Here is a 14,380-nt window from a genome sequence, read left to right as displayed (position 1 = left end):
CGCGGCCCGGCGGCGGCGGGGAGGTCGCCGTCCCGGCGGTGTAACAGAGCGCCGCCCGGTCGCGTAACACGGAAGCCGCAGGCTGGGCGGCATGCAGAACACCGGCACGCACCGCACCGCCGCCCCGGGCACCGCCACGTCCACGCCCACGCACTGCCCGTACTGCGCCCTGCAGTGCGGGATGAACCTGACGCCCGTCGAGGGCGGCACCGTCGAGGTGTCCGAGCGGGCGGACTTCCCGGTGAACCGGGGCGCGCTGTGCGGCAAGGGGCGTACCGCGCCGGAGCTGCTCGCGCCGGGGGCGCGGCTGACCTCGCCGCTGGTGCGGTCGGACGACGGCGCGCTGGTGCCGGCCGGCTGGGACGAGGCGCTGGACCGGATCGCCGGGAACCTGGAGCGGACGCGGGCGCGGTACGGCGCGGACGCGCTCGGGGTGTTCGGCGGGGGCGGGCTGACCAACGAGAAGGCGTACGCGCTCGGCAAGTTCGCCCGGGTGGCACTGGGCACCTCGCAGATCGACTACAACGGACGGTTCTGCATGTCGTCGGCCGCGGCGGCCGGGACCAGGGCGTTCGGACTCGACCGGGGGCTGCCGTTCCCGCTGGAGGACATCCCGAGGACCGGGTGCGTGATCCTCGTCGGGTCCAACCCGGCGGAGACGATGCCGCCGTCCCTGCGCTACTTCACCGAGCTGCGGGAAAACGGCGGCACGCTGATCGTCGTCGACCCGCGCCGCACGAAGACCGCCGAGCAGGCCGACCTGCACCTCGCGCCCCGGCCCGGGACCGACCTCGCCCTCGCGCTGGGCATGCTGCACCTGGTCGTCGCCGAGGGCCGCGTCGACGCGGACTACGTCGAGGAGCGCACCTCGGGCTGGGAGGAGGCGCGGGCGGCGGCGATGGCGCACTGGCCGGAGTACGTGGAGCGGATCACGGGGGTGTCCGTCCCCGAACTGCGGGAGGCGGTACGGCTGTTCTGCGCGCCCGAGGCTGCGATGGTGCTCACCGCGCGCGGGCCCGAGCAGCAGTCCAAGGGCACGGACACGGTGGGCGCGTGGATCAACCTGTGCCTGGCGACCGGGCGGGCCGGGCGGCCGCTGTCCGGGTACGGCTGTCTGACCGGGCAGGGCAACGGGCAGGGCGGGCGCGAACACGGCCAGAAGGCCGACCAGTTGCCGGGCTACCGCAAGCTGACCGACCCGGCGGCGCGGCGGCACGTCGCCGAGGTGTGGGGCGTGGACCCCGACTCGCTTCCGGGGCCGGGGCGCAGCGCGTACGAACTGCTGGACGCGCTGGGCACCGACATCAGGTCGCTGCTGGTGATGGGGTCCAACCCGGTCGTCTCCGCGCCCCGCGCCGCGCACGTCGAGGAGCGGCTGCGCTCGCTGGACTTCCTCGCCGTCTGCGACGTGGTGCTCTCCGAGACGGCCGAACTGGCGGACGTGGTGCTGCCGGTGACGCAGTGGGCGGAGGAGACGGGGACCACGACGAGCCTGGAGGGGCGGGTGCTGCTGCGGCGGCGCGCGATCACCCCGCCGGACGGGGTCCGCAGCGATCTTGAGGTGCTGCACGGGCTGGCCGGGCGGCTCGGCGTGGAGAAGGGCTTCCCGACCGAGCCCGAGGAGGTCTTCGAGGAGCTGCGGCGGGCGAGCGCGGGCGGCCCGGCGGACTACTCCGGGATCGGCTACCGCCGGCTGGCGGAGGAGAACGGTGTCTTCTGGCCCTGCCCGGCGCCGGCCGCGGACTCCGCCGACGCCGACGCCGTGCCCCACCCGGGCAGCCCGCGCCTCTTCCTGGACCGCTTCGCCACCGACGACGGCCGGGCCCGCTTCGTGCCCGTGGCGCACCGGCCGAGCGCCGAGGAACCGGACGACGAGTACCCCGTGCTGCTCACCACGGGCCGGGTCGTGGCGCAGTACCAGTCCGGCGCGCAGACCCGGCGGGTGGCCGAGCTGAACGCCGCCGCGCCCGGCCCGTTCGTGGAGCTGCACCCGCGGCTCGCGGCGCGGCTGGGGGCAGCGGAGGGCGACGAGCTGGCGGTCGTGTCCCGGCGGGGGCGAGCGGTGGCACCGGCCCGCATCACCACCGGCATCCGGCCCGACACCGTGTTCATGCCCTTCCACTGGCCGGGCGCGGGCCGCGCCAACACGCTGACCAACCCGGCCCTGGACCCGACCTCGCGGATGCCGGAGTTCAAGGTGTGCGCGGTGCGGGTGGAGACGGTGGCGCGGTAGCAGCCGTCAGCGCACCGCCCAGTCCCCGCCCTCGACGCGGCGGCCGCGCGCCCTGAGCCGGCCGGCGACCGCGGGCGCGGCGACGTACACCCAGGCCCGGACGGACGCCCCGTCGCCGTCCCTGACGACCGTCCTGGCCACGCGGTCGTAGAGGTTGCGCGGGTCGCCCGGCGCGTACTCCTCCAGCCGGTCCAGTTCGGCGAGCAGCGCGTCGTACTCCGCCGGCCGGGCGGTGACGATCTCCCCGCGCACGGTCCCCTCGCCCGCCTCGACGGCGTAGGGGTATCCGGGCCCCTCGTAGAGCACGGCTCCGTGCAGCCGTGCGGGTTCCTCGGCGCGGACGCGTCCGCGCAGCAGGGCGTCGTGATTGCGGCCGCCGGGGCGCAGCGTGCCGTAGACGAAGAACGGAAGTCGCGCGGTGTCCACGGAGGGTCATTCTCTCCCCCCATGCCTCCCGCGATCTTCACCGGAGGACCTATGGACATGACATGTCATGGACCTTTAAACCTGAGTCGACATCACCCCCTCCCCCCTCTCCCCCAACTCCCCCTCCCCCACGCGCCCTGGAGCGCTCCTCCCCACAAGGAGTCCGATGAGCCGAATACGGCACGTCAGAGGCCCCCGTCTCGTCCTGGCCGGTACCGCCGCCACCACCGCGGCCCTGCTGATCGCCGCCCTCGCGCCCGGCGCCACGGCCGCCGGCCGCCCGTCCCGGGCCGTCGCCCTCGGCCACGCGGCGGCGGCCCTGTCGGACCACGCCGCGGCCCTGGACCTGACGGACGCCCAGGACACCGCGGTCCGCGACGTCATCGTCGACGCGGACGGCACCCAGCACGTCCGCTACGACCGCACCTACCGCCACCTCCCCGTGCTCGGCGGCGACTTCGTCGTCCACCTCGCTCCCGACGGCGACTTCCGCGGCGCCGACCGCGCGACGGACACCCCGCTCTCCCCGCCCACCGTCACCCCGAGGCTGTCGGCGCCCAGGGCCGCCGGCCTGGCCGCGAACGCGCTGCGCGCCGCCAACCCGGGCGAGCTGCTGAGGAAGCTCACCGCCGAGCCCGAGCTGGTCGTCGACGCCCTGCACGGCGCCCCGAAGCTGGCCTGGCGGACCGACGCCGCGGCACTGGACTCCCTCGGCAACCCGGTCGCGCGCACCGTGCTGACCGACGCGGGCACCGGCGCCCGCATCGACGCCTGGGACAGCATCGAGTCGGCGTCCGGCGACGGGAAGTCGCTGTACGGAGGCACGGTGCCGCTGGAGACGACGCCGTCGGGGTCGTCGTACCGGCTCACGGACCCGACGCGCGGCGGCACGTACACGGGTGACGCGGAGAACCGGACCGACCTGTGCTTCCTCACCCTCTGCCTGGTCCGGGCGCCCGCCACGCCGTTCACCGACGCCGACAACCACTGGGGCACGGGGAACGCGGACGACCGCGTCTCGGCGGCGGTGGACGCGCAGTACGGCACCGACGCCACCTGGGACTACTACGAGGACGTCCACGGGCGCCGCGGCATCGCGGGCGACGGCAAGGGCTCGTACAACCGCGTGCACTACGGCACCCGGTACAACAACGCCTTCTGGGACGACGGCTGCTTCTGCATGACCTACGGCGACGGTGACGGGACGGCCTTCGGGCCGCTGGTCTCGCTGGACGTCGCCGGGCACGAGATGTCGCACGGGGTGACGTCGAAGACGGCCGCCCTGACGTACTCGGGCGAGTCCGGCGGCCTCAACGAGGCGACCTCGGACATCTTCGGCGCCCTCGTGGAATGGCACGCGGACAGCTCCGCCGACCCCGGGGACTACCTGATCGGCGAGAAGGTCGTCCGGGACGGTTTCGGCCGGGACGCCCTGCGCTACCTGGACCGGCCGAGCCGGGACGGCAGCTCGGCCGACTGCTGGAGCACCTCGCTGGGCGACCTGGACGTCCACTACTCCTCCGGCGTCGCCAACCACTTCGCCTACCTGCTGGCCGAGGGCAGCGGTGCGCGGACCGTGGGCGGCGTGGCCTACGACTCGCCGACCTGCGACGGCTCCACGGTCTCCGGTATCGGCCGGGACAAGCTCGGCGACATCTGGTACCGGGCGCTCACGGTCTACATGACCTCGTCCACCGACTACGCGGGCGCCCGCGCCGCCACCCTGAGCGCGGCCGGTGACCTGTACGGCACCGGCAGCGCCGAGTACGCCGCGGTCGGCGCGGCGTGGAGCGCGGTGGACGTCGGCTGACGGCGACGGCGCCGTCCCGCGCTCGCTTACCCTTGCGGCGAGACCACAAGCGAGGGGTGACGGCCGCGATGAGCCTGAGGCAGTTCGAGTACGCCCTGGCCGTCGCCGAGGAGGGCTCGGTGACGGCCGCGGCCGAGGCGCTGCGCGTCGCCCAGCCCTCGGTGTCCCAGCAGATCCGCGGCCTGGAGCGGGACCTCGGCGTGGAGCTGTTCTCCCGCACCCCGACCGGGCTGGTGCCCACCGTGGCCGGCCGCGCCTTCCTGCGGGAGGCGGAGGTCGCGGTGAACGCGGCGCGCCGGGCGCGTGCGACGGCGCGGGCCGGCGCCGAGGAGCTGGCGGGCGAGCTGGTGGTCGCGGTGCAGATGGGCCTGGGCACGCGGCAGCTGCCGGGCGCCCTGAGCGCGCTGCGCCGCCGCTTCCCGCGGCTCGAGATCACCGTCTTCGAGGAGCCGAACCCCACCGAGCTGGAGCGGCTGGCCCGCGGCGGCGTGCTGGACCTCGCCATCATGGCCGGACCGTGCGACGAGGGCCTGTACGACGGCCACCACCTCGGCGACGAGGAGTTCGTCGTGGTGCTGGCGGCCGGGCACCCGCAGCTCGCCGCGGACCGGGTCGCGCTGCGGGACCTGGAGCGGGAGCCGTGGGTGCGGTTCGACCCCGCCAGCGCCCTCGACGGCGTACTGGTGGACGTGCTCCGGGAGAACGGGCTCTCCCCGACCACCGTCGCCCGGGTCTCCCAGACGGCGACGGCCGTGCGCTGGGCCGCCCACGGCCTCGGGGTGACGTTCGTCCCGGCCTCCGCGGTGCCCCCCGGCCACGAGCACCTGGTGCGGCCGGTGTCCCCGGCCGTGTCCCAGCCCGTCGTCGCCGCGGTCCGGCCCGGCGCGGGCCCGGCGGAGACGGCGCTGCTGGAGTTCCTGCGGCAGGAGACCTGGTACCGGTTCGCTCAGAGCTGGGTGGCGCCGCCGTCCACGGCCAGCTCGGCGCCGGTCGTGTAGGTGGCGTCGAAGGCGAGGAAGGCGGCGGCCCGGGCGATCTCCTCGGGGGTGCCGAAGCGCCGCATGGGGTTGTCCGCGACCCGTTCCGCCTTGAACCGCTCGGCCTCCTCGGCGGTCATCGTCGCGTCCAGGGCTCCCGTGTCGACGGGTCCCGGACTGACCGCGTTGACCCGGATGCCGCGGGGCAGCAGCTCGCGGGAGAAGCTGCGGGCCATCGAGCGCAGCGCCGCCTTCCCGGCCGCGTAGACGCTGGTGTCCGCCATGCCGACGACGTTCGCGACCGAGGTGGTGAGGACGACTCCGGCGCCCGTGCTCAGCAGCGGGGCGAGCTTCTGCACGGTGAACCAGGCACCCTTGACGTTGATCGCGAACAGCTCGTCGTACGCCTCCTCGGTCGTCGAGTCGAGCGGCGTGAGGGCCGCGACGCCGGCGTTGACGAACAGGGCGTCCACCGTGCCCAGTTCGGCCTTCACGCGGTCGGCGAGGGCGTCCAGGTCCGGCAGTGAGGCCACGTCGCCGCGGACGGCCACGGCGTTGTCGCCGAGCCGGTCCCGCGCGGCGTCGAGCGTGGCCTGCGAACGGCCGGTGATCACGACGCGGGCTCCGCCGGCCACCAGCAGTTCCGCCATCGCGAGACCCATTCCACTGCCGCCACCCGTGATCACGGCATTCTTGTTGCTGTACATTCCCATTTCCGGGTCCCTTTTCGCAGACTTTTGCAGCTTCGTTTTTTCGGAGGGTGCACCCCTGGAATGTCAGCCCCGGGGATATTCCCCGCCGTCCACGGCGAGGCCGGCCCCGGTCACCCAGCCCGCCCGGTCGGACACGAGGAACAGCACCGCGTGGGCGATGTCGTCGGGCAGGCCGTCGCGCCCCAGCGGTGCGGTGCCGCTCGCGGCCGGTCCGGCGTCCAGGCTCGCCCAGTGCTCCCGGGTCTCCTCCCCGCCGGGGGTGGAGGTCCGGCCGGGACTGACGGTGTTGACCCGGACACCGAAGGGGGCCAGCGTCGCGGCCAGTCCGGCGCTGTAGTTGTCCAGCGCCGCCTTCGCCGCCTGGTAGTGCAGGAACGGGGGCGCCGGGGGCGCGACCGCGGCCGAGGAGATGTGCACGATCGCCCCCGAGCGCCGTTCCCGCATGCCCGGCACCAGAAGCGAGTTCAGCCGGACCGACGCGAGGAGGTTCAGGTTCAGCGTGTCCAGCCACTCCTCGTCGGGGATGACCAGGCCGTCCCTGTGGGGCCGCGCGCCGCCCGCGTTGTGGACCAGGATGTCGACCCCGCCGAGCCGCTCCCGCGCGGCCGTGGCGAGCGCCTCGGTCCCGGCGGGCGTCCGCACGTCCGCCTGCACGAAGCCCGCCCCCTCCGGTGCCGGGTCCGTCGCCGACCTGGCGGTCGTGATCACCTCGGCGCCGGCGTCCAGCAGGCGGCGGACGATCGCCGCCCCGATTCCCCGAGTGCCGCCGGTGACGAGGGCCCGCTTTCCGGCGAGTTCCCGATTTTCCGCCGCGTTTTCGTTCGTGGTCATTCCACTGGCCTTTCCGGAATCTCGTGATGACGCACTCACGGTAGTTCCGGGAAATATCCGGGGGCAAAGACGAAATTGCAGCGGCTGCCATAGGAAGCTCCTATGGCGTCTCACGCGCCGTCGTAGGGCCGCCTCTCCCTCGCCTCCCGCAGGGCCCGTCCCCACCACACCAGCTGGTCGAGCATCGTCTTGGCGGCCGCGTCCGGACCGGCCGGGTCCCTGAGCCTGCCCCCGTCGTCGAAGGACGCGCCCGCGTTGTGGAAGGAGACGGTGTCGCGGACGGTGACGGCGTGCAGTTCGGCGAAGACCTGACGCAGGTGCTCCGCGGCCCGCAGGCCCCCGGCCAGACCGCCGTAGGAGACCAGACCGACGGGCTTGGCCCGCCACTCGGTGTAGTGCCAGTCGATGACGTTCTTCAGACCCGCCGGGAACGAGTGGTTGTACTCGGGGGTCAGCACGACGAACGCGTCGGCGTCCGCCAGTTTCGGGGTGATCTCCGCCAGCGCGGCGGTCGCTTCCGGGGTCGGGGCGAGGGTCGTGGGCAGGTCGGTCGCGGCGACGTCCACCACGTCGGGGACCAGGTCGTCGTGGGCCCCGAGGTGGTCCAGGAGCCAGTCGGCGACGACGGGGCCGAAGCGGCCGTGGCGGTTGCTGCCGACGAGCAGGGTGACGCGGAGCGGTGCGGTAGTGGTGTCCATGCGGCAGAGCCTGGTACCTCAAGTTTGGTCGAGGTCAAGCCGTCTCGCTCCCGGGCTCGTTCGGAGGCACCGGTCACCCGTTCACCCCCGCTCGGGGGGCGGGCCGGGCCCGGTGCCACTTTCCTCGGTAGGGCAGGGGCCACCGAAGAGCTCAAAGGAGCACCGATGCGACGTACCGCCCGCCTGCTGACCGGTACCGCGCTCGCCGCCGCGGCCGTGGGTCTGACCACCGCGGCCCCGGTGTACGCCGGGGAGACCGTCGTCACCGGCGGCCTGACGGTGTATCCGTCCTCGGTCGTGCCGGGCGACCGGGCGGTGGTGACCACCGCGGTGTGCGGAAAGGCCGGCTCGGCGGCGGGCGACGCCAGCGCGGTCGGCGCGGGCGCGTTCCCGCTGGCGCCGGGCACGGGCGAGGGCGAGGCGACGGGGCACTTCGAGGTGCCGCCGGGCGCGCAGCCGGGGACGTACGAGATCGTCGCGACCTGTGGGGACGACGAGCGGCGGGTGACGGGCGACCTGGTGGTCACGCTCACCTCGGCCGCCGAGCAGGTGTACCCCCGAGGAAGCGTGAAGACGGGGGTCGGCGGCGCTCTTGGCCCCGACCCCGTGCAGACCGCGGCCGGCGTGGCGGCTCTCGCCGTCGCCGCCGCGGGCGGTACCTGGCTCCTGCATCGCCGGGCGAGAGGCGACGGGATCTGACGGGCACCCTCCGCTGCCCGTCCGCCGGTACCGCACTTCCCCACCCCCTCCGGGTCCGACGCCCCTCGCGGCCCGGAGGGGGCAGGGGATCCCCAGGGACGCGAGGGAGAGGGGACGTCATGCGCAGGGTCAAGGACACCGCGATAGCGGCCGTCACCGCCGTCGCCCTCTGCTCGGGCGGGTGGCTGCTGATCGGCGGCGCCCGTCCCGACGCCCCGCCCCAGCCCTCGGCCGCGCAGGCCCGCACCGACCGGGCCGGGCAGGCCGACCGGGGGGCCGCCGCGCCCGCGCTGCCGCCCTCCCCGCCGGACCGCATCCGCATCCCGGCGATCGGCGTGGACGCCCCGCTGACGGGCCTGGGCCTGACCGGGACGGGCAGCCTGGACGTGCCGCCGGCCGAGAAGAAGAACCTCGCGGGCTGGTACGAGGCGGGCACCACCCCCGGTGAGAAGGGCACCGCGATCGTCGCCGGGCACGTCGACAACGCGGAGGGCCCCGCCGTCTTCTACCGCCTCGGCGCGCTGGCGAAGGGCGCGGCGATCGAGGTCGACCGGCGCGACGGCGGCGTCGCCGTGTTCACGGTGGACGCGGTGGAGGTCTACGCCGCCGACGCCTTCCCCGACGAGAAGGTCTACGGCGCCGCCGGCCGTCCCGAACTGCGGGTCATCACCTGCGGCGGCCCCTACTCACGCGGTACCGGGTACCAGGGCAACGTGGTCGTCTTCGCCCACCTCACGGGGAGCCGCTGAGCCACCCGGGACACCCCGCGCCCGCTCTAGGCCACCCACTGTTCGTACGCCAGGTTCGCCACCAGCGCGAAGACCACCGTCAGCAGGACGACGCGGACGAAGCCGCTGCCCTTCTTGAGGGCCGTGTGGGCGCCGAACATGCCGCCGGCCAGGTTGAAGACGGCCATCAGGACGGCCAGCTGCCACAGCACCGCGCCCTGCCAGGCGAAGGTGGCGAGGGCGCCCGCGTTGGTGCAGCAGTTGACGATCTTGGCGGTGGCGGAGGCGGTCACCAGGTCCAGGTGGAGCAGCGCGGTGAGGGCCAGGACCAGGAAGGTCCCGGTGCCGGGGCCGATGAGGCCGTCGTAGAAGCCGATGCCGAGACCGGCGAGCCCGATCGCGGCGAGGATCTGGCGGCGGGTGGCCGGTCCGGTGGCGGGCGCGGTGCCGAAGGCGGGGCGCAGGATCACGAAGGCCGCCACCGCGAGCAGCACCACCATGATCACCGGCTTGAGCACCTCGGTGCTCATCCCGGCCGCGAAGAACGCCCCGCCGGACGATCCGGCCAGCGCCGCCAGGCCGATGCGTACGGCGGTGCGCACGTCCACCGGCGCCTTGCGGGCGTACGTCACCGCCGCGCCCGTGGTGCCGACGATGGCGACCGCCTTGTTGGTGCCCAGCGCGTGCGCGGCCGGGGTGCCGGAGGGCAGGCCGAGCAGCAGCGCGGGCAGCAGCAGGAGGCCCCCGCCGCCGACCACGGCGTCGATCCAGCCGGCCGCGAGCGCGGCGAGGCAGAGCAGGACGACCGTGGTCAGCGATATGTCGGGCATGATCGCGACCCTATGGACGGGATGGATGTGCCGTCCATCGAGATGAGGGACTTCTGAGGTTCCCGCGCGCTGGGCCGCCGCCCTCACACCCCTGCCCCGCTGCCGCTGAGGGCAGCGTTCCCCGTGGGAAACAGAAGGGATGCGGCCGGGTAACACCCGCACCGCAGGCTCGACGGCATGACCTCGAAAACGCGTGTGGTGGTGATCGGCGCCGGACTCGCGGGCGTGACGCTCGCCCGGCGGCTCGGTGAACTGGGCACGCCCGCGCTGCTGCTCGGCGACGAGGAGCACCGCCCGTACAACCGGGTGCTGCTCGCCGAGGTGCTGGCCGGACGGTACAGCCCCGAGGTGATCGCGCTGCCGGCGCCCGCCGGGCTGCTGCGCGGCCGGGTCACCGCCATCGACCGGGCCGGGCGGACCGTGCGGTGCGCCGACGGGTCCGTGACCGCCTACGACACGCTGGTCCTGGCCACCGGCTCCAACGCCGTGCTGCCGCCCCTGCGCGGGCTGTTCACCCCGGACCACGAGCTGCCCGAGGGCGTGCACGCGTTCCGGACGATGGACGACTGCCTGGGGCTGTCCAAGGCGGTGCGGCCGGGGGCGAGGGCCGTGGTCGTCGGCGGCGGGCTGCTCGGTGTGTCCGCCGCCCGTGCGCTGGCCGAGCGCGGCGCCCAGGTCGTCCTGGCCCAGCAGTCCGAGCGGCTGATGGAGCGGCAGCTCGACCCGGCGGCCTCCGCGCTGGTGCGGCGGCACCTGGAGGGCCTCGGCGTCGAGGTCCACACCGAGAGCCGGGTACGGGACGTGCGCAGCGTCGGCGGAGCGGTGCGGTCCGTGGAGATGGGCGACGGGTACGCCCTCGGCGCCGACCTGGTGGTGCTCGCGTGCGGGGTCCGGCCGCGGGTCGGGCTCGCCCGGGAGGCGGGACTCGACGTCGGCAAGGGCGTCCTCGTCGACGACGAGCTGCGCACCTCGGACCCGCACATCCGCGCCGTCGGCGACTGCGCCGAGCACGCGGGACACGTGTACGGGCTGGCCGCGCCCGCCCTCGAACAGGCGCAGGTGCTGGCCGAGCTGCTCGCCGACGACGGCACCGCCCGCTACACCGGCACCCGCTCGCTGACCCGGCTCACCCTCACCGGGCCCGCCGGCCCCCGGCCCGGCGGCCCCTTCGACGGGCCGGACAGCCCTCTCGACCTCGCCGCGTTCGGCGAGACCGACCCCCGCCCCGGCGACGACGTCGTGCAGCTCGCCGACGCCACCCGGGGCACCTACCGCAAGGTCGTCGTCCGCGACGACCGGCTGGTCGGCGGGGTCCTGGTCGGCGAACTCGGCACCGTCGGCGCGCTGGCACGCGCCTGGGAGGGAGCAGAGCCGCTCCCCTCCGACGGCGGCCCCCTGCTCCACCTGCTCACCCAAGACGGAGGCTCCTGATGACCGCCACCCCGGGGCACACCCCCACGATCGTGCTGGTCGGCCACGGCATGGTCGGCCAGCGCTTCCTGGAGGCCCTCGCCGAGCGCGGCCTGACCGGCACGCACCGCGTCGTCGTCCTGTGCGAGGAGCCGCGCCCCGCCTACGACCGCGTCCAGCTCACCTCGTACTTCTCGGGGAAGACCCCCGAGGACCTGTCGATGACCGACCCGGCGTTCATCGCCGAGCACGGCATCGAGCTGCGCGTCGGGGACCCGGCCGAGACCGTCGACCGCGAGGCCCGCCGGGTGACCGCCCGCTCGGGCCTGACCGTCGACTACGACGTCCTGGTGCTGGCCACCGGTTCCTACCCCTTCGTCCCGCCGGTGCCCGGCAAGGACGCCGAGGGCTGCTTCGTCTACCGGACGATCGAGGACCTCCTCGCCATCGAGGAGTACGCGAAGAACGTGACGACCGGCGCGGTGGTCGGCGGCGGGCTGCTCGGCCTGGAGGCGGCCGGCGCGCTCCAGGGCCTCGGACTCACCTCGCACATCGTGGAGTTCGCGCCGCGCCTGATGCCGGTGCAGGTCGACGAGGGCGGCGGCGCGGCGCTGCTGCGCACCATCGAGGACATGGGCCTGTCCGTCCACACGGGCGTCGGCACGCAGGAGGTCGTGACCGGCGAGGACGGCGCGGTCACCGGCATGAAGCTGTCCGACGGCTCCGAACTCGCCACCGGCCTGGTGGTGTTCAGCGCCGGTGTCCGCCCCCGCGACCAGCTGGCCCGCGACTGCGGCCTCGCGGTCGGCGAGCGCGGCGGCATCAGCGTGGACGAGCAGTGCCGCACGGTCACCGACCCGCACGTGTTCGCGATCGGCGAGTGCGCGCTGGCCGCCGACGGCCGGGTGTACGGCCTGGTGGCCCCCGGGTACGAGCAGGCCGAGACGGCAGCCGCGACCATCGCCCGGGACGAGGCCGCGTTCACCGGCGCCGACCTGTCCACCAAGCTGAAGCTGCTCGGCGTGGACGTGGCGTCCTTCGGCGACGCGCACGGCGCCACCGCCGACTGCCTGGACGTCGTCTACTCCGACTCCCGCGCGGGCCTGTACAAGAAGCTGGTCGTCGGCCGCGACGGCACGCTGCTCGGCGGCATCCTGGTCGGCGACGCGGAGGCGTACGGCACCCTGCGCGCCTTCACCGGCTCGGTCCCGCCGGTCTCCCCCGAGTCCCTGGTGCTGCCCGCCGGTGCCGGTGCCCCGGCCCAGCTGGGCCCGGCCGCGCTGCCCGACGACGCGGTGATCTGCTCCTGCCACAACGTCACCAAGGGCACCATCCGCGGCGCGGTGACGGAGCACTCCTGCACGACCGTGCCCGAGGTGAAGAAGTGCACCCGGGCCGGTACCGGCTGCGGCTCCTGCGTCAAGGTGCTCGGCCAGCTGGTCACCGCGGAGCTGGAGGCGAGCGGCGTCGAGGTCGACAAGGGCCTGTGCGGCTGCTTCGCGCAGACCCGCGAGGAGCTGTACGAGATCGTCCGCGCCCTGCGGATCACCTCCTACCGGGAGCTGCTCGACCGGCACGGCCGGGACGGCGCGCGGGGCGGTGAGGGCTGCGAGGTGTGCAAGCCGGCGGTCGGCTCGATCATCGCCTCCCTCGCCCCGGCGATCGGCGCGAGCGGCTACGTCCTGGAGGGCGAGCAGGCGGCCCTCCAGGACACCAACGACCACTTCCTGGCCAACCTCCAGAAGAACGGCTCGTACTCCGTCGTCCCGCGCATCCCCGGCGGTGAGATCGCGCCGGAGAAGCTGATCGTGATCGGCGAGATCGCCCGGGACTTCGGGCTCTACACGAAGATCACCGGCGGCCAGCGCATCGACATGTTCGGCGCCCGCGTCGAGCAGCTGCCGCTGATCTGGGCGCGGCTGGTGGACGCCGGCTTCGAGTCGGGGCACGCGTACGGGAAGTCGCTGCGCACGGTGAAGTCCTGCGTGGGGCAGACCTGGTGCCGCTACGGCGTCCAGGACTCGGTGCGCATGGCGATCGACCTGGAGCTTCGCTACCGGGGCCTGAGGTCCCCGCACAAGCTGAAGTCGGCGGTCTCCGGGTGCGCCCGCGAGTGCGCGGAGGCCCAGTCGAAGGACTTCGGGGTGATCGCCACCTCCAACGGCTGGAACCTGTACGTCGGCGGCAACGGCGGCGCCACCCCGCGCCACGCGGACCTGCTCGCGCAGGACCTCTCCGACGCCGAACTGGTCCGCCTCATCGACCGGTTCCTGATGTTCTACATCCGCACCGCCGACAAGCTGGAGCGCACCTCCACCTGGCTGGATCGCATCCCCGGCGGCCTGGACCACGTACGGGACGTGGTGGTGCACGACTCGCTCGGCATCTGCGACGAGCTGGAGTCCCTGATGCGGGGGCACGTGTCCCACTACCGCGACGAGTGGGCCGAGACCATCAACGACCCCGAGAAGCTGGCCCGGTTCGTGTCGTTCGTCAACGCGCCCGACACCCCGGACCCGGTCGTGGGCTTCGTGCCCGAGCGCGACCAGATCAAGCCCGACCTGCCGCTGCTGAACATCGGCCTGCGGCGCCCCTCGGAAGACGACCTCCTGGAAGGAAGCACCCGGCGATGACCCTGGCACCCGAGCCCCTGGCCACCGAGGCCCCGGCCACCGAGACGACCGACCTGAAGGTCCGGCTCCGGCTGACCGACGACTGGTTCACGGCCTGCGACCTGGGCGTCCTGCTCCCGGGCCGGGGCGTGGCGGCGCTGCTCCCGGACGGCGGCCAGGTCGCCCTGTTCCGCGACCGGGACGGCGGCCTGTACGCCATCGACAACCGGGACCCGTTCACCGGCGCGGCGGTCCTCTCCCGCGGCCTGACCGGCACCCACCGGGGCCGCCCGTTCGTCGCCTCCCCGCTGCTCAAGCAGCGCTTCGACCTCACGACCGGCGAGTGCCTGGACGACGAGGCGATGCGCGTGGAGACGTACCAGGTGCAGGCCGTGAAGGCCGCCTGACCCAGC

General features: G+C 74.2%; 13 protein-coding genes. 8 read left to right on the top strand and 5 right to left on the bottom strand.

From position 1 onward, the window contains the following. Nucleotides 1-91: 91 nt before the first annotated feature. Nucleotides 92-2,233: a molybdopterin oxidoreductase family protein gene (locus ACZ6IM_RS03130; RefSeq protein ID WP_052842429.1), complete on the top strand. Its 2,142-nt coding sequence runs from the start codon at nt 92-94 to the stop codon at nt 2,231-2,233. A 6-nt stretch (nt 2,234-2,239) separates the two neighbouring features. Here the strand turns inward: ACZ6IM_RS03130 and ACZ6IM_RS03125 are convergent, their stop codons facing one another. Further along, complete coding sequence (locus ACZ6IM_RS03125; RefSeq protein WP_052842430.1) at nt 2,240-2,659, bottom strand: gamma-glutamylcyclotransferase family protein; 420 nt, start codon at nt 2,657-2,659, stop codon at nt 2,240-2,242. A 166-nt stretch (nt 2,660-2,825) separates the two neighbouring features. Between ACZ6IM_RS03125 and ACZ6IM_RS03120 the strand changes: the two genes are divergently transcribed. Continuing rightward, complete coding sequence (locus tag ACZ6IM_RS03120; protein ID WP_469553990.1) at nt 2,826-4,469, top strand: M4 family metallopeptidase; 1,644 nt, start codon at nt 2,826-2,828, stop codon at nt 4,467-4,469. Nucleotides 4,470-4,537: 68 nt separating this feature from the next. Further along, nucleotides 4,538-5,467, top strand: a complete 930-nt coding sequence (locus ACZ6IM_RS03115) for a LysR family transcriptional regulator (RefSeq protein ID WP_469553988.1) — start codon at nt 4,538-4,540, stop codon at nt 5,465-5,467. Here the strand turns inward: ACZ6IM_RS03115 and ACZ6IM_RS03110 are convergent. The 3 genes from ACZ6IM_RS03110 to ACZ6IM_RS03100 all read right to left on the bottom strand — a co-directional run bounded on the left by ACZ6IM_RS03110 (nt 5,416) and on the right by ACZ6IM_RS03100 (nt 7,688). Beyond that, nucleotides 5,416-6,159 (bottom strand): SDR family oxidoreductase, encoded by a 744-nt coding sequence (locus ACZ6IM_RS03110; protein ID WP_469553986.1) that lies wholly within the window; start codon nt 6,157-6,159, stop codon nt 5,416-5,418. The genes ACZ6IM_RS03115 and ACZ6IM_RS03110 overlap by 52 nt on opposite strands. A 63-nt stretch (nt 6,160-6,222) precedes the next feature. Beyond that, nucleotides 6,223-6,990 carry an SDR family oxidoreductase gene (locus ACZ6IM_RS03105; protein ID WP_052838270.1) on the bottom strand — a complete coding sequence of 256 codons (768 nt, stop codon included), beginning with the start codon at nt 6,988-6,990 and terminating at the stop codon, nt 6,223-6,225. A 110-nt stretch (nt 6,991-7,100) separates the two neighbouring features. Next, nucleotides 7,101-7,688, bottom strand: a complete 588-nt coding sequence (locus tag ACZ6IM_RS03100; RefSeq protein ID WP_052838269.1) for an NADPH-dependent FMN reductase — start codon at nt 7,686-7,688, stop codon at nt 7,101-7,103. A gap of 165 nt (nt 7,689-7,853) precedes the next feature. Between ACZ6IM_RS03100 and ACZ6IM_RS03095 the strand changes: the two genes are divergently transcribed. After that, nucleotides 7,854-8,387 (top strand): hypothetical protein, encoded by a 534-nt coding sequence (locus ACZ6IM_RS03095; RefSeq protein ID WP_469553984.1) that lies wholly within the window; start codon nt 7,854-7,856, stop codon nt 8,385-8,387. Nucleotides 8,388-8,506: 119 nt separating this feature from the next. Next, nucleotides 8,507-9,136, top strand: coding sequence for a class F sortase (locus ACZ6IM_RS03090; RefSeq protein ID WP_052838267.1), 630 nt, complete (start codon nt 8,507-8,509; stop codon nt 9,134-9,136). Between the two features lie 26 nt (nt 9,137-9,162). On the opposite strand, the gene ACZ6IM_RS03085 is transcribed toward ACZ6IM_RS03090, so the two are convergent. Continuing rightward, nucleotides 9,163-9,945, bottom strand: coding sequence for a sulfite exporter TauE/SafE family protein (locus ACZ6IM_RS03085; RefSeq protein ID WP_052838266.1), 783 nt, complete (start codon nt 9,943-9,945; stop codon nt 9,163-9,165). 177 nt (nt 9,946-10,122) lie between these two features. Between ACZ6IM_RS03085 and ACZ6IM_RS03080 the strand changes: the two genes are divergently transcribed. The 3 genes from ACZ6IM_RS03080 to nirD are packed head-to-tail and all read left to right on the top strand — an operon-like array spanning nt 10,123 to nt 14,374. Continuing rightward, nucleotides 10,123-11,376 carry an NAD(P)/FAD-dependent oxidoreductase gene (locus ACZ6IM_RS03080; protein ID WP_469553982.1) on the top strand — a complete coding sequence of 418 codons (1,254 nt, stop codon included), beginning with the start codon at nt 10,123-10,125 and terminating at the stop codon, nt 11,374-11,376. After that, complete coding sequence (gene nirB / locus ACZ6IM_RS03075) at nt 11,376-13,988, top strand: nitrite reductase large subunit NirB (RefSeq protein WP_469553981.1); 2,613 nt, start codon at nt 11,376-11,378, stop codon at nt 13,986-13,988. Before ACZ6IM_RS03080 ends, nirB begins: the two co-directional genes overlap by 1 nt. Continuing rightward, complete coding sequence (nirD, locus tag ACZ6IM_RS03070) at nt 13,985-14,374, top strand: nitrite reductase small subunit NirD (RefSeq protein WP_052838263.1); 390 nt, start codon at nt 13,985-13,987, stop codon at nt 14,372-14,374. Before nirB ends, nirD begins: the two co-directional genes overlap by 4 nt. Nucleotides 14,375-14,380 lie beyond the last annotated feature (6 nt).

This window comes from Streptomyces sp. NPDC042336, assembly GCF_055581985.1.
This window is presented reverse-complemented; position numbering and strand designations above follow the sequence as displayed.